Here is a 14,212-nt window from a genome sequence, read left to right as displayed (position 1 = left end):
CACTTCACTTCGAGATGATCGCCGGGTCGCTCACACCGGGTCGCCCGTTCTCAACATGTCCGGCGAATCGCCGCAGGAATGCCGGGTCGGCCTCGGACGTGACGGTGAGGTCGTACCAGCGACGGCTGGCCGCGAGGTCGACGGTGTGCCGGACCGTGGCACCGGAGCGGACGGTGATGGTCTGCGGCTTGCATCCGTAGCCGCCGGACAGCTTCAAACGGGCCGTGCCCGAGCCCTTGTTGGTGAAGGTCAGCTCGATGTCGTCGCCGCTGTGGCGTGCGGTGACCTCGGGTCCGGCGGCCTTGTTGTCGCCCTTGAAGCCGCGCAGGAAGCCGTTCGGGCCGTGCACGGTCAGATCGTACGAGCCCTTCGAGTACGCCGAGTTCCAGGTGTCGGCCACGGTCTTGCCGGCCTCGGTGGTGTAACTCCACGGCCCGTCGGTGCGGTTGCCGGAGGTCACCAGGAAGGCGGCGCCGGCCTTCGCCCCCGAGGCGAAGGTGAGCGTGAACTTCCCGGCGGCCGTGTCCGCCGAACCGTCCACGTACGGCGCGTACTTGAGGGGCCGCGCCGGGCGCAGGCCGCGCTCCTGCTTGGGCAGGACGCCGCTCGCCGGCGGGGTCGGTACGTAGTCGGGGTGGCGGTTGTGGTCCGGCGGCTGGTAGCCGTCGGTGCCGGGCAGCGCGACCGGCTTGGTGTCCTTGTGCGAGAAGTCGAACGCGGAGGTCAGGTCGCCGCAGATCGCGCGCCGCCAGGGCGAGATGTTCGGCTCGTGCACGCCGAAGCGGTGCTCCATGAACCGGATGATCGAGGTGTGGTCGAGCGTCTCGGAGCAGACGTAACCGCCCTTGCTCCAGGGCGAGACGACGAGCATCGGCACGCGCTGGCCGAGCCCGTAGGGACCGGCCGGGTGGCTGCTGTCGCCCTTGAACAGGTCGAGGGCGGGGTCGACCGTGGACTTGCCCTGCGCCGCGGAGCCGGCCGGGAACGGCGGGACCAGGTGGTCGAAGAAGCCGTCGTTCTCGTCGTACGTGATGAACAGCGCCGTCTTCGCCCACACCTCGGGCGAGGAGGTGAGCGCGTCGAGGACCTGGGCGACGTACCAGGCGCCGTAGTTGGCGGGCCAGTTGGGGTGCTCGGTGAAGGCCTCGGGGGCGACGATCCAGGAGATCTGCGGCAGCTTGCCGCCCTTGACGTCCGCCTTCAGCTGGTCGAAGAAGCCCTCGCCCTTGCGGGCGTCGGTGCCGGTGCGGGCCTTGTCGTAGAGCGGGTCGCCGGGCTGGGCGTTGCGGTACTGGTTGAAGTACAGCAGCGAGTTGTCGCCGTAGTTGCCGCGGTAGGCGTCCTGGATCCAGCCCCAGGAACCGTTCGCGTCGAGGCCGTCACCGACGTCCTGGTAGATCTTCCAGGAGACGCCGGCCTTCTCCAGCCGCTCGGGGTAGGTCGTCCAGCCGTAGCCCACCTCGTCGTTGCCGAGGACCGGGCCACCGCCCTGACCGTCGTTGCCCGTGTAGCCCGTCCACATGTAGTAGCGGTTCGGGTCGGTCGAGCCGATGAAGGAGCAGTGGTAGGCGTCGCAGATGGTGAAGGAGTCGGCGAGCGCGTAGTGGAACGGGATGTCGTCACGGGTCAGGTACGCCATCGTCGTGGACCCCTTGGACGGGACCCACTTGTCGTACTTGCCCCCGTTGAAGGCGGCATGTCCGTCGTTCCAGCCGTGCGGGAGGTCCTGGATGAACGCCATGCCCAGGTCGTCGGCGTCGGGGTGGAAGGGCAGGATCTCCTTGCCGTTCGCGTCCGTCTGGTGCCAGACGGCCTTGCCGTTCGGCCAGGTCACCGGGCGCGGGTCGCCATAGCCGCGGACGCCTCTGAGCGTGCCGAAGTAGTGGTCGAAGGAACGGTTTTCCTGCATCAGGACGACGATGTGCTCGACGTCCTCGATGGAGCCGGTGCGGTGGTTCGCGGGCAGCGCGGCGGCGCGCTGGATGCTGTTGGACAGTGCGGTGAAGGCCGTGGTCGCGCCCGCGACCTGCAGGAATCGGCGCCGGTTGACTTCGGGCATGGGTGAAGGACCTCTCGCCTTGAGGGTGTTCGGCCGGCCGGATGTGACGGATTGCGCGCGGAGCGAGTGTTCCAAGAGCACCAAACGTCAGGGAAGGGTCTGGTGGCGTCTGTGTGAAAGTCGTCGGTACGTGAGGTGTGGCGCGACTCAGTCCGGCAGCGTGAAGGGGGTCGCGGACGGCAACTCGGCGGCGAGGCGTGCCGCTTGGGCGCGCCAGCGGGCCTCGACGCAGATCAGGATCGGACGCTCGGGTGCGGCCACCCGTCTGAGCCGCAGCCTGCCGGTCCCGCCCCGCCCGGCACGGAACGCCTCGACCAGCACGCTCCCGGCCGGGTCGGCCCAACCCGAGTGCGGCGGCCCGGGGTCGATCAGGAAGAGGCGGTGCCGGGTGAGCGCCAGGAAGACCGGCCGGGACCGTGAGCGCGCCAAGGCACCCCAGCGTGACCGGCTGCCCCACAGGGCACCGGCGAGAGCGTGGGGTACCACCGCCCCGTAGAGCCGGATCCGCACCGTTTCACCGGGCAGCAGGGCCGGGGCGATCAGTTCGAGTAGTTCGGCGGTGCCGGGCTGTCCGGGCTCGTCCGCCTGCGGTGCGGGCATCGGCGGCCTCCAGACCTGGGACGGGCCCGGAGACCGCCGGCGCAGCCGTCACCAGCCTTGGTAATTGCCCATGTCGTGCTGGAAGTTGTCGTACATGTGGTCGGAGAGGCCCTGAGGGTCGACGTCGAGGTCGTCCTCGATCTCCTGGTGCCGGTAGAAGTCGTCGAGCTCGTCACCCAGCGACTGGTCCGGTACCTGCTGTTCGGGCACGCCGTACGACGAGTCGGCGTCCCCCGAGCCGCCGTACGGCGCATCGCCGTCCCCCGTCCCCTCGTCGTACGACGTGTCCGCTCCCCCGTCGCCCGGGTCGTCCTGCGCGATCCCGGGCGGGTCGGCCGGCTTGTCCGTGTCCGGACTGCCGCAGGCCGTCAGCGCCATGACCAGTGCGGCGCCGGCCGAGACCATCAAGAGCTTCACTCGCATGGTTGGTTCTCCCCCGTGGTGTTCTGCGTGCTGTGCGGTGGTGCAGTCCCAGACTGGCAGCGGCCTTCCGGCCTCTCTGCGGGGTCAACCCTCCGAAGAGCGGCGGGTTTTCCCTCCGGTCGGCACAATGGGGGCATGCCGGCGGCAGGCGTCGTCCCGACAGCCGCCACTGCCTGGCCATGGGGGGAGGACCGGGATCCGGGCCGGTCGTTCGCCCCCGTGGCGCTGGGGGTGGCGGGGGTCCTTGTCGCCTCGGCGGCCGTGGTCACCACCTGGCGCGTGGCGCCGTATCCGTCGTGGCTGTGGCTTCCGGTGCAGTTGGCGGGCGTGTCGTTCGTGGTGTGCGGAGTGGTGCTGCGGCTGCGCAGGCCGGCCAACGGCACCGGCCCGCTGATGATCCTGGTCGGCTTCACGTGGTACATCGGCGACCTTCAACTCGGCGACAGCGCCGTGCTGTTCGCGATCGGCTTCTGCGGCTACCACCTCACGTACGCGGCCATCGGCCATCTGGTGCTGGCGCTGCCCGCCGGGCGGCTCTACAACCGGTACGAGCGCTGGGTGGTCGCCCTGCTGTACACCATGCCGCTGGTGACCCAGGGGGTGCGGTACGCGGTCGAGTACCCGCCGCAGCCGCAGATGTGGGGCGATCCGCATGCGCGGTACTCGGTGTGGGCGCCGGTCGGCAGCGTCCTCGTGTTCGCGCTGACCGCCCTGACCGCCGCGCTCGTGGTGCGCCGCTGGTCCACCGCCGGGCGGCCCGTGCGGCGGGCGTACGCGCCGGTGTGGATGACGATGCTGGCGCTGGGCGCCGTGGTCGCCGCGGGCGCGGTCGCGGCGCTGCTCGACGCACCGCACGCCGTCCAGCGGCTCACGCTCTTCGGATACGCCGTGGGCATGATCGTGACGCCGGTCGCGCTGGCCGGCGGGCTGGTGCGGGTGCGCATGGCCCGGGTGCGGGTCGCCGATCTCGTCGTACGACTGGAGGAGTCCGCCGAGCCGGAGGACGTACGCACGGCCATCGCCGAGGCGCTCGGCGACCCCGCTCTGGAGCTGTGGTTCCCGCGCCCCGAAGCGCCGGAGCATCCGGGTGTTCGCTATGTGCGCGCGGACGGGTCGAGGGCCGACAGCGCGCCGGGGAACGGCCGTTGTGTCACGCCGGTCGTCCGGCGGGGCGAGCCGCTCGCGCTGGTCGTCCACGATCCGGCGCTGCGCGAACAGCGGCCGCTGGTCGACACGGTGCTGGCCGCGGCCGGGCTCGCCCTGGACAACGCCCGGCTGCTGGCCGCGCAGCGAGCCCAGTTGGAGGAGATCCGTGCCTCCCGGGCCCGGGTCGTGCTGGCGGCCGACGCCGAACGGCGGCGCATCCAGCGCGACCTGCACGACGGCGTCCAGCACAAGCTGCTGGTCATCTCGATGCTGGTGGACCGGGCCCGGGGAACCCCGGCAGCTGCAGACGACGACTGGGAACGGACCGATCTCGCCAGTGCCGCCGCCCACTTGACGGAGGTCCTGGCCGAACTGCGGGCCCTGGCCGAGGGAATCCATCCACCGGCCCTCGCGGAACAGGGGCTGGCGGCCGCCGTCGAAGCACTGGCGGAACGCGCGCCGTTGCCGCTCCTGGCGGAGATCCCCGACCGCCGCCGGCCCGAACACCTGGAACGGGCCGCCTACTTCATCATCACCGAGGCCCTCGCCAACACGTACAAGCACGCGCGCGCGTCCCAGGTGCGCGTCGAGGTGACGGACGGCCCGGACCGGCTGTTCGTCGAGATCGCCGACGACGGTGTCGGCGGCGCGGATCCCGTACGGGGAACGGGACTTCGAGGACTGGAGGACCGGGTGGGTGCACTCGACGGACGGCTTCGTGTGGACAGTCCGCCCGGTGCGGGCACCCGTCTGGTCGCGGAGCTGCCATGCGGATCGTGATCGCGGAGGACTCCGGGCTGCTGCGGCAGATGCTGGCCGAGATCCTCACCGCGCGCGGCTTCACCGTGACCGCGGAGGTCGCCTCCCTGCCCGAGGTGCTGCAGGCCGTCGCCGCCGATCCGCCGGATGTCGCCGTGCTGGACATCCGCATGCCGCCGGCCCATCGCGACGAGGGCCTGCAGGCCGCGGAGCGGATCCGGGCCGACCATCCGTCGGTCGGTCTGCTGGTGCTCTCTCACTACGCCGAGACCTCCTACGCGATGCGCCTGTTGACGGCGGCCGACCAGGCGGTGGGTTATCTCGTCAAGGACCGGGTGCGGGACGCGGACCGGCTCGTCGACGCCATCAAGCGGGTGGCGTCCGGCGAGGTCGTCGTCGACCCGGACGTCGTGCAGCGGGTGCTGACGCGGCCCCGGACGACGGATCCGCTGGCGCCGCTGCTCCCGGTGGAGCGGCAGATCCTGGCGCTGATGGCCGAGGGGCAGTCCAACGCGGCGATCGCGGGGCGGCTCAGCTACAGCCTCAAGACCATCGAGAAACGCGTCACCTCGATCTCCCAGAAACTCGGCCTGCCGCACCCGGAGAGCCACGAGCGGGCCCACGTCAATCTGCGCGTGCTCGCGGTGCTGGCTTACCTGCGCAGTACGCGACCGACGGCCGAGCCCCCTGCCTGACACCGCGTCACCCGTTCCCGGCCAGCAGGGGCGGCGGCTTCCGCTCGGCCGCCGTCTCCCTCAGGCGACGCTGTGCGGCGGCCGGGGCACCCGCGGCCAGGAGTGCCTCGCTGAGCGCCCCGGCGACCGGGGGCACGTCGAGGACCCGGGGCCGGGCCAGCGGTGCCTCGGCGGACAGACGGGCCCGGATGTGGTCCCGCAGCAGTACGTGGTCGTTCTGAATCGTGCCGCCGCCCAGGACCACCGGGGTCGGTGTCCGCAGCAGACGAAGGCGGCGCAGCAGAGCGGTCACCATGGCGACGATCTCGTCGCCGAGGCGTTCCACGATGCCCTGGGCCACGGCGTCACCGCCGACGGCGGTTGCGAAGACCAGGGGGGCCAGGCCGTGCAGTGCGGTCATCGGTATGTCGCCGGCGCTGACTGCCAGCGCGACGGACTCCACGCTGTCCAGACCGAAGTGGACCGGTAGCTCCTGCCGCAGTCGGGTCGCCGGTCCTCGCCCGTCGCCCGCCCGGACGGCGGCGCCCAGCCCCGCCCGGGCCACCGCGAGGCCGCCGCCCCAGTCCCCGGTGATGTCGCCGAGGGAGAGAAAGCGGGCTGAGCGGCCTCCCGGGTGGACGGCGGCCGCATTGATGCCGGCGCCGGACACCACCGCGACCCCCCAGCCGTCCGGTGCGCCTGCACGCAGGACGGCGAGGGTGTCATTGCGGACGAGAGCCCGCTCGGCCACCCCCAGCTGGGTCAATTGCCGTAGTGCCAGACGTTCTTGTGCCCGGCGGTCGACGTTGGCGAGGAAGTACGCTCCGACCGAGACCGGGGCCGTCTCGGGCAGGCCCGCCTCGGCCAGCGCGCGCCGGCCGAGACGGGCGAGCCTTGCAGTGGTGGTCTGCATGCCCTCGGTGTGCGGGCGGGTACCCGCGCCGCGCACCCAGGACAACAGGCGCCCCTCGGTGTCCGCGAGGACGAGGTCGGTCTTGGAACTGCCCCCGTCGACGCCCACCACGAGGTCAGGCATGGGCGGCCTCACTCGCGAGGAACCGGGGCAGGTGGCGGGAGTTGGCTGTCAGCAGCGCGTCGAGAAAGGCGTCCGCGACCTCCCACTCACGCACGAGCGGGTGTGCCACGAGGGCACGCCGGGCCACCCCTCGGTCGCCGCTCAGCGCCGCCTCGACGGTGAGGGTCTCGTACGCGGTGACCGCCTGGACGAGCCCGAGCATCTCCGGCGGCAGGGGCGGCACGGCGGCGGCGTGCGGTCCGGCGGTGTCGACGTCGGCCGCCACTTCGACCACGGCCTCGTCCGGCAGGCCGGACAGTACGCCGTCGTTGCGTACGTTCACGTAATGGTGGGCGCCGTCGCCGGTGAGCAGGCTGGTGACCAGGGCGGCCGCGGCTTCGCTGTAGTACGCCCCGCCCCGCTGCTCCAGCAGGCCGGGGCTGCGGTCCAGCCCGGGATCCGCGTAGAGCGACAGCAACTCCCTTTCGATGGCCAGGACTTGCTCGGCCCGGTGCGATCCGGTCTGCTGGGCCCGGATCTCCTCGTGGGTGCAGTAGAAGTAGTGGAGGTAGTACGAGGGGATGGCACCGAGGTCACGCAGCACCCCGGCGGGGACGCGGACCTGCGCGGCGAGTTCGTCCAGAGCGGCGCCGCTCAGGAGTTCCGGCAGGCGGTCCGCTCCGTCGACGGTGACCGAGCGGATCCAGGACAGGTGGTTGAGGCCGGCGTGGCCGAGGCGTACCCGCTCAGGAGTGGTGCCGAGCCGATCGGCCAGCTGCCGCTGGAACTTGATCGCCACGTTGCACAGGCCGACCGCACGGTGTCCGGCGTCCAGCAGTGCACGGGTGACGATGCCGACCGGGTTGGTGAAATCGACGATCCAGGCGCCTGGTCGAGCCCGACGTCGGACCTCGTCCGCGATGCCCAGCACCACCGGCACCGTGCGCAGGGCCTTGGCGAAGCCTCCGGGGCCGGTGGTCTCCTGGCCGAGCAGGCCGAACCTGTTCGGCAGGGTCTCGTCCACCAGCCGGGCCGCCTGCCCGCCCACACGGAGCTGGACGAGCACCGCAGCGGCCGAGTCCACCGCACGGGCGAGGTCGGTCGTGGTGGTCAGCCGACCGGGGAAGCAGTGCCGGGCGAGGATACGGCGGGACAGTCCGCCGACGACGGCGAGGCGCTCGGTGTCGATGTCGTGCAGAACGAGTTCGTCGATCGGCAGGACGCCGGCACGCCGGGCGAAGCCCTCGATCAGTTCGGGTGTGTAGGTGCTGCCACCGCCGACAACGGTGATCTTCATCGTGCTCCCAGGAGTGTGTGCGGGCGCAGGGGTCCGGCCTGTCGGGGCGCCGGCGTCAGCCCTTGACGCCGGTCAGCGCGATACCTTCGACGAAGACCTTCTGCGCCAGGAAGAACAGCACCAGGACGGGCAGCAGGAACATCAGCGAGGCCGCCATCTGCAGCTGGTAGGCGTTCTGGTGGCCGTTCTTGGCGAGCTGGCTGAGGGCCACCGCGAGGGTCTGGCCGGTGTCGCTGTTCCCGGTGTAGAGCAGCGGGTTGTAGAAGTCGTTCCACGCGTAGAGGAACGCGAACAGCCCGACGGCGGCGATGGCCGGTCGGGCCACGGGGATCAACACCCGCCACAGGATGCGTAGTTCGCCCGCGCCGTCCACTCGGGCGGCCTCGGTGAACTCGTCGGGGATGGTCAGGAAGAACTGGCGCAGGAGGAAGATGCTGAAGGCATCGCCGAAGAAGGCCGGCACGATGAGGGGTTTGAGGGTGCCCACCCAGCCGATGTGCGCGTACATCACGTACAGGGGCAGGCTGGTGACCTGCGCCGGGATCATCATCGCGGCCAGGACGACCAGGAAGACACCCTCCCGGCCGCGCCACCGCAGCCGGGCCAGGGCGTAGGCCACGGGTACCGAGGAGACGACGACGCCGATCGTGGACAGTCCGGCGTACAGCATGGTGTTGAGCAGGTCGTGGCCGAACGGCATGGCTTTGAAGACCTCGGCGAAGTTACCGAACTCCCAGGGCGAGGGCCACAGCGATCCGGTGCCTGCCTGATGCTGGGTCATGAACGCGGTGAACACACAGATCGTCAGCGGCAGCAGGAAGCACAGCGCGATCGCGACAGCCGGTGCGTGCTCGGCGAGGACGTACAACAGACGCCGTCCGGCGCGAGATTGATGTTTCGTCAGGTCAGGGGTGCTCATCGGCCACCGCCGGCGTGATGCACGAAGCGGCGCGAGGCGCGGATGAAGACCGCCGTCGCCGCGAAGATGACCAGGAACAGCAGCCAGGCCATGGCGGAGGCGTAGCCGGTCTTGAAGTAGGCGAAGCCCTGCCGGTAGAGCTCTGTCGAGTAGAAAAGCAGCGAGTTGGCGGGGTAGCCGATCAGGTCGTTGCTGGAGGAGGTGGCGTTCGCGGAGCTGGAGGCGACGAACGCCTCGGTGAAGTACTGGAAGGTGTAGATCATCCCGGTGAGCAGCGCGAAGAAGATGACCGGGGAGATCGCCGGGAGGGTGACGCTGCGGAACTTCTGCAGCGCACTCGCACCGTCGAGTTCGGCGGCCTCGTACAGCTCGCGCGGAACGTCGAGCATGGCGGCGGAGAAGATGACCATCACGTTGCCGCTGGCCCACAGCGCCATCAGGACGAGGCTGGGCTTGGACCAGGCGGGGTCCGAGAACCATCCGGGGCCGCTCACGCCCACGAGGCCGAGCAGCCGGTTGAGCGGTCCGACCGGGTTGAGCAGCACGATGAACGACAGGGCGGCGGCCACCACGGGCACCATGGACGGCAGAAAGAACAGTGTCCGGTACACGGCCCGGCCGCGCTTGACGCGGATGATCACCCAGGCCGTGAGCATGGCCCAGGCGGTGCGAAGGGGCACCATGACCACGACCATCCACAGCGTGTTGCGTACGGCCGTCCAGAAGGTGTCGGACTGGGTGAACAGGGTGCGGTAGTTGCGCAGTCCGACGAACTGCACCGGCCGGTAGGAACCGGCCTGGAAGTCGGTGAGCGAGTAGTAGAGCGTGGCGACCACCGGGTAGAGCACGAAGACGGCGAACCCGACGACGAACGGTGACAGGAACGCGAGGACGACCCACCAGCGGGCCCGGCTCGGACGGCGCCGCCCGCCCCGGGCAGGGCACGGACGTGCCGTCCCCGGGGCGTCGCCGACGGGGGCGAGAACGGTCGTCATGCCTACTGCCCGCTCTCGGAGTTGAGGTCGTCGATCTTCTTGCCGACCTGCGCCAGTCCGCTCGCGGCGTCCTTCACCTTGCCCTGTTCGTATTCGAGGAGGAACGCCCGCCAGGTGTCCATGTCCTCGATGCCCGCCGGAGTGAGGGTCTTGTACGAGGAGTGCGGGTTCTCGAAGACGTCGACGAACGGCTTCCAGTGCGGGTCGTCGCGTTTGTCCCAGGCCTTGAGCGCGGCGAAGGTGGTCGGGATGTTGTAGACCGTGTCGGCCAGCGTGTTCAGGAACGTGGTGTCGGTGGTGAGTTGCTGGAGCGCGAAGAACGCCTCCTGCTTGTGCTTCGAGCCGGCCGACAGGTATGCGACGGTGCCCAGGGTGCTGCCGGCTCCGTAGGTGCCCGACGAGCCGTCCAGGACCGGCATCGGCACCACGCCGTAGTCGAAGTCCTTCTTCTCCGAGGCGATCTCGCCGACGTGCCACTCGCCGTCGAACTCCATCGCCGCGGCGCCGGTGAGCAGCGGGTTGCCCGCATCGTCGGCGTGCGGCTGGTAACGGCCCACGAACTTCTGCACGTTCGCCCTGCCGTAGTGGTCGATGAGCTCCCGGTCCCACTTGAGCAGTTGCTGCCACCTGGCGTCGGAGGCGAAGGTGGTCCTGCCCTCCTTGCCGTAGAAGTCGGTGTCGCTGTGCGCGCCGGTGAAGAGGAACCGGTTGACGTCGTAGTCGGAACGCGGGACGAAGCCGAAGGTCTTGATCGAACCGTCCGCGTTCTTCACGGTCAGCTTCTTGGCGTCGGCGGTCAGTTCGGCGAGCGTGGTGGGCGGCTTGGTGATGCCGGCCGCGGCGAACATCTTCTTGTTGTAATAGAGCGCGAAGGCGTCGGTCAGTAGCGGCAGCGCGCACTGCTTGCCCTGGTAGCGGGTGTAGACGAGGGTGGCCGACGGGAACATCTTCGCCGTGTCGATCTTGGCCGAGGACAGGTACGGGCTCAGGTCGGCGACCGTGCCGTTGTAGCAGAACCTCGCGACGTTGTCGGGTGCGGAGCCGATGAACACGTCGGGCGGGTCGCCCGCGGCGACTGCCTTGGCGTAGGCGGCATCGTCCTTGTTGGGCACGAACTTCACGGTCAGCCACGGGTACTTGGAGTGCAGCCTGTTCAGTGTGGCCTTGAACGCCGCCACCTCGTTCGGGAGGTGGTTGAACGTCCAGACCGTGACGGTGGTGGCCTCGTGCGAGGCGCCCGGCGAGATCGCGGAGGCGGGCTGTGAGGAGGCGGGGCCGGTGGACGTGCAGCCGGCCAGCAGCAGTACGCCGGCGGCCGTGGCGGACACGGCCCCGGTGATAGGTTTGAACACTGATCGTCCTTCCTCGGAGACGGGATTTCCTGGGTGACGGATCGGTCGTCGGTCGATCGGGCGCGGCAACGCTCGATGACCTGGAGCGGCGGCGCTGTCCGGCAAGACGGCGTCGCCGCGGTGTGTGCGAGGACACGGCGGTGTTTCAGGACAGGGACGACGGTGGCTCTGTCTGCGGGACAGGAGTGGTGGCGGCGGCGAAGGCGGCCTCGCGGGCCAGCTTGGCCGACATGGTCGTGGCTCCTGTGAGCACGGCGTCCTGGCCGAGAGCCGACGCGACGATGGGCGGCCGGAAGGTACTGAAGTCGGCCAGATGACGGGCGACCGGTTCGAGCAGCAGGTCGCCGTTGGCGCCGATGGCGCCGCCCAGCACGATGAGTGCTGGGTCGATGAGAGGTACGACGCAGGCCACCACGTAGGCGACGCTGCGGGCGGTGTCCTCGACGATCTCCAACGCGGCGGGGTTACCGGCACGGGCGAGTTCGAAGACGGTGCGCGGGCTGGCGTCACCGGGCAGTCCGCGCCGCTGGGCCTGCCCGCTGATGTAGCGGGCGCCCAGGTGTTCCTGCACGAGGTCCCTGCGCTGCCCCACCGGCGCGATCATGCGGTCGCTGGGGAGATAGCCGGCCTCTCCGGCCACGCCCGTGGCGCCCCGCCGGACCCGGCCGTCCACCACCAGCCCGAGACCCAGCCCGACCCCGAGGCTGACCAGGACGAAGTCGTCGGTCTCGGCTCCGCGCCCATGGGTGCGTTCGGCCAGCGCCGCGAGGTTCACGTCGTTCTCCAGGACCAACGGCACCGGCATCGCGCGGCCGAGCGCCTCGCCGAACCCCCGACCCGCGTCGGGCAACCCGGTGGCGTACGACAGGTGGCGTCCGTCCGGGCCGACCGCGGCCGGCATGCCCGCGACGATCCGGGTGATCTCCTGCAGCGGTCGCCCGACCTGCCCTGCCAGGTCCACGCACATGTCCAGGATCTGTGCGACGAGCGTGTCGGCACCCCGGTCACTGTGCTGCTCGGCCTCGGCCCGCCCCCGGATCCGACCGGTCACGTCGGCGACCGCGGCGCGGATCTTCCGGTGCCCGAGGTCCACACCGATCGCGAAGGCACAGTCGGCGTTCACCCCGTACTGCGCCGGCGCCGGACCCTTGCGGCCCGTCACCGGGCCCACCTCGGTGATCACCCCACGCTCCAGCAACAGCCCGACCGCGGCGGCAACGGTCGGCCGCGACAACGGAATCCGCCCGGCCAAGTCGGTGGTCGTGACGGGGCCCGCCTCGTCGATGGCCTCCAGAACGGCACGGCCGTTGAGCGAACGCAGCAACCGCTGCGGACCTGCTGGATAACGGCGGGTCACAGTGCCCTCATCTCGCCATCGGCGCTTGTAAGAAAGAAAGTTGCTTATTTATACGCTCGGGCATGGCCCGGATCAACCCCTCGGCCGGGGTCCGCCCCGGGCGCCGGCGCGCGTGAACGGCGTCCGCGTCCTTGCGAGATCCTTGCGAGACGACGCACCGCGGCCGGCAGTGCGGCCGAGTGGGGCACCGGACCACGGGTGGGCGCCTACGGCGTAGGCCTGGTAGGCGTGGGGTAGAGGGCTCGTGTGGGCGAACCCGAGAGGAGTCCAGCAGGGCTGGACATCAGCCGAGTGGCCGAGGTGATCACGGGACGTTCAACTGGTCTTGCGGGTCGCCGGGGCTCGGGCTACCGGGTGTCGGGGCATCACGTGATTACCTCGGCGCACGTCGTGGAGGCGTCGGCAGCCGTGTTGCGGGTCCGTTTCGATGCGGATCGCCCCGCCGAGTGGGCCACCGAAGCGCGAGTCGTATTTGCGTCTGCCCGGGCCGATCTGGCGCTGTTGGAGCTCACGGATCTGCCCGACGAGGTTCCGACGAGCCTCACGTCCCCACGGTTTGCGGGAGTTCCGGACGCCGACGTGACGGTGCAGGTCTCCGCCGTCGGGTTCCCCCTCTTCAAGATGCGTCGGCCCGCCGCCCCGACCGATCGTCCGGAATCCGGTCGACCGACCCGATATCGCGATTCCTGTCACGTGGACGGCAGAGTGTCCGTCCTCTCCAACCGCCGCGAAGGAACCTTGGAAGTCGCCGTTGCGCCGCCCGCCGACGAGGTGGGACCGGAGCGATCTCCCTGGGAGGGCATGTCCGGTGCGGCCGTCTGGTACAGGAACGCCATCATCGGCGTGATTGCCGTACACCATCGAGCAGACGGGCTGAACCGACTGGCTGCGGTACGGGTGGCCCGCTGGTACGAGGCGTTGAAGGACGAGGAACTGGAGATGATGTGCAGGCATGCCGACTTGCCGCCGTGTCTGCCGGTCGCGGAGGAGGCGCCCATTCCCGTACTTCCCTCCCGTCTGCTGTCCCTCTTGAATCCCGCCGAACTCTGGCACGTGACGGACGCAATTACCGCGCTTCCTTCGCTGCGCCGACTCAACGGGTTGGACACGGTTTTGGAGGGGGCCGATCCGCGTCTTGCAGCCCAGCGCCCCCGAGACAGCAGTCTCCGCTTCGAGGTGCACGGCCTGTTGCGTACGTGCCGAAGATACCCGGGCACCTTCGGCACGGTGGTCGATGCCCTCCGGCACTGGGAGCAGGACTCGGAGGAGGTCCGCCACGTCGAGCACGTTCTGAGACGACTAACGCTCAAATACGGATGAAGTGAGGCGGTGACTGGTCGGTACGCAGGGTTTCGGGAAGGCTTGCTCTGGGTCATCATGGGAAGGAGCGCCGCATGGAGCAACGGCCGTTAACAGGAGGGGACTTGGCAGACGCAGAGCAGGCTGAGCCTGAGAATGGTTCTGCAATCCTGGACCTTTCGGGCATATCTCTTGAGGAACTGCGCTCCATGGACGGTCCGGATCTGGCCGAGTCGCTCGAGTACTTGATAAGCGACCTCGACGACCCGTATTCGGTCAGGGTCGGGGGCAGCAACCCGTCTCGTGTGGGGTGACGC

General features: G+C 69.9%; 13 protein-coding genes. 4 read left to right on the top strand and 9 right to left on the bottom strand.

What is annotated here, in order from left to right; all coding sequences use genetic code 11:
• Positions 1 to 4: 4 nt before the first annotated feature.
• From ABZ880_RS31555 to ABZ880_RS31545, 3 genes are all read right to left on the bottom strand, one after another.
• The gene (locus ABZ880_RS31555) at positions 5 to 2,059 is read right to left on the bottom strand and encodes a phosphocholine-specific phospholipase C (RefSeq protein ID WP_361269651.1); all 2,055 of its coding nucleotides are present in this window, start codon (positions 2,057 to 2,059) and stop codon (positions 5 to 7) included.
• 147 nt (positions 2,060 to 2,206) lie between these two features.
• Complete coding sequence (locus tag ABZ880_RS31550; RefSeq protein ID WP_361269648.1) at positions 2,207 to 2,659, bottom strand: hypothetical protein; 453 nt, start codon at positions 2,657 to 2,659, stop codon at positions 2,207 to 2,209.
• A 48-nt stretch (positions 2,660 to 2,707) separates the two neighbouring features.
• Positions 2,708 to 3,082: a hypothetical protein gene (locus ABZ880_RS31545; RefSeq protein ID WP_361269645.1), complete on the bottom strand. Its 375-nt coding sequence runs from the start codon at positions 3,080 to 3,082 to the stop codon at positions 2,708 to 2,710.
• Between the two features lie 135 nt (positions 3,083 to 3,217).
• On the opposite strand from ABZ880_RS31545, the gene ABZ880_RS31540 reads away from it, so the two are divergent.
• Both ABZ880_RS31540 and ABZ880_RS31535 read left to right on the top strand, forming a co-directional pair.
• On the top strand, positions 3,218 to 5,008 hold the full coding sequence (locus tag ABZ880_RS31540) for a histidine kinase (RefSeq protein ID WP_361269644.1): 1,791 nt from the start codon (positions 3,218 to 3,220) through the stop codon (positions 5,006 to 5,008).
• Entirely contained in the window at positions 4,996 to 5,682 is a 687-nt protein-coding gene (locus ABZ880_RS31535) for a response regulator transcription factor (protein WP_361269641.1), read from the top strand. The genes ABZ880_RS31540 and ABZ880_RS31535 overlap by 13 nt, the downstream gene beginning before the upstream one ends.
• Before the next feature lie 7 nt (positions 5,683 to 5,689).
• On the opposite strand, the gene ABZ880_RS31530 is transcribed toward ABZ880_RS31535, so the two are convergent.
• From ABZ880_RS31530 to ABZ880_RS31505, 6 genes are all read right to left on the bottom strand, one after another.
• The gene (locus ABZ880_RS31530; protein WP_361269638.1) at positions 5,690 to 6,697 is read right to left on the bottom strand and encodes a BadF/BadG/BcrA/BcrD ATPase family protein; all 1,008 of its coding nucleotides are present in this window, start codon (positions 6,695 to 6,697) and stop codon (positions 5,690 to 5,692) included.
• The gene (locus ABZ880_RS31525) at positions 6,690 to 7,973 is read right to left on the bottom strand and encodes a 6-phospho-beta-glucosidase (protein ID WP_361269636.1); all 1,284 of its coding nucleotides are present in this window, start codon (positions 7,971 to 7,973) and stop codon (positions 6,690 to 6,692) included. The genes ABZ880_RS31530 and ABZ880_RS31525 overlap by 8 nt, the downstream gene beginning before the upstream one ends.
• 55 nt (positions 7,974 to 8,028) lie before the next feature.
• The gene (locus ABZ880_RS31520) at positions 8,029 to 8,892 is read right to left on the bottom strand and encodes a carbohydrate ABC transporter permease (RefSeq protein WP_361269633.1); all 864 of its coding nucleotides are present in this window, start codon (positions 8,890 to 8,892) and stop codon (positions 8,029 to 8,031) included.
• Positions 8,889 to 9,887 (bottom strand): sugar ABC transporter permease, encoded by a 999-nt coding sequence (locus ABZ880_RS31515; protein ID WP_361269630.1) that lies wholly within the window; start codon positions 9,885 to 9,887, stop codon positions 8,889 to 8,891. The genes ABZ880_RS31520 and ABZ880_RS31515 overlap by 4 nt, the downstream gene beginning before the upstream one ends.
• A 2-nt stretch (positions 9,888 to 9,889) precedes the next feature.
• Complete coding sequence (locus tag ABZ880_RS31510; protein ID WP_361269627.1) at positions 9,890 to 11,215, bottom strand: extracellular solute-binding protein; 1,326 nt, start codon at positions 11,213 to 11,215, stop codon at positions 9,890 to 9,892.
• Positions 11,216 to 11,384: 169 nt separating this feature from the next.
• The gene (locus ABZ880_RS31505) at positions 11,385 to 12,596 is read right to left on the bottom strand and encodes an ROK family transcriptional regulator (RefSeq protein ID WP_361269624.1); all 1,212 of its coding nucleotides are present in this window, start codon (positions 12,594 to 12,596) and stop codon (positions 11,385 to 11,387) included.
• Between the two features lie 291 nt (positions 12,597 to 12,887).
• Between ABZ880_RS31505 and ABZ880_RS31500 the strand changes: the two genes are divergently transcribed.
• Together ABZ880_RS31500 and ABZ880_RS31495 are read left to right on the top strand one after the other, a co-directional pair.
• Positions 12,888 to 13,916: a trypsin-like peptidase domain-containing protein gene (locus tag ABZ880_RS31500; protein ID WP_361269622.1), complete on the top strand. Its 1,029-nt coding sequence runs from the start codon at positions 12,888 to 12,890 to the stop codon at positions 13,914 to 13,916.
• 74 nt (positions 13,917 to 13,990) lie between these two features.
• The gene (locus ABZ880_RS31495) at positions 13,991 to 14,209 is read left to right on the top strand and encodes a hypothetical protein (protein ID WP_361269619.1); all 219 of its coding nucleotides are present in this window, start codon (positions 13,991 to 13,993) and stop codon (positions 14,207 to 14,209) included.
• Positions 14,210 to 14,212 lie beyond the last annotated feature (3 nt).

The organism is Streptomyces sp. NPDC047043 (assembly GCF_040644055.1).
In the GTDB taxonomy this organism is placed as follows: Bacteria; Actinomycetota; Actinomycetes; order Streptomycetales; family Streptomycetaceae; genus Streptomyces.
The sequence above is the reverse complement of the archived record's forward strand: the minus strand, read 5'-3'. Positions and strand labels throughout refer to the sequence as shown.

Coding starts and splice junctions, on each gene's coding strand:
- ABZ880_RS31515 (WP_361269630.1), bottom strand. CDS start 9,887: ATGACGACCGTTCTCGCCCCCGTCGGCGACGCCCCGGGGACGGCACGT.
- ABZ880_RS31495 (WP_361269619.1), top strand. CDS start 13,991: ATGGAGCAACGGCCGTTAACAGGAGGGGACTTGGCAGACGCAGAGCAG.
- ABZ880_RS31530 (WP_361269638.1), bottom strand. CDS start 6,697: ATGCCTGACCTCGTGGTGGGCGTCGACGGGGGCAGTTCCAAGACCGAC.
- ABZ880_RS31520 (WP_361269633.1), bottom strand. CDS start 8,892: ATGAGCACCCCTGACCTGACGAAACATCAATCTCGCGCCGGACGGCGT.
- ABZ880_RS31525 (WP_361269636.1), bottom strand. CDS start 7,973: ATGAAGATCACCGTTGTCGGCGGTGGCAGCACCTACACACCCGAACTG.
- ABZ880_RS31550 (WP_361269648.1), bottom strand. CDS start 2,659: ATGCCCGCACCGCAGGCGGACGAGCCCGGACAGCCCGGCACCGCCGAA.
- ABZ880_RS31555 (WP_361269651.1), bottom strand. CDS start 2,059: ATGCCCGAAGTCAACCGGCGCCGATTCCTGCAGGTCGCGGGCGCGACC.
- ABZ880_RS31545 (WP_361269645.1), bottom strand. CDS start 3,082: ATGCGAGTGAAGCTCTTGATGGTCTCGGCCGGCGCCGCACTGGTCATG.
- ABZ880_RS31535 (WP_361269641.1), top strand. CDS start 4,996: ATGCGGATCGTGATCGCGGAGGACTCCGGGCTGCTGCGGCAGATGCTG.
- ABZ880_RS31540 (WP_361269644.1), top strand. CDS start 3,218: ATGCCGGCGGCAGGCGTCGTCCCGACAGCCGCCACTGCCTGGCCATGG.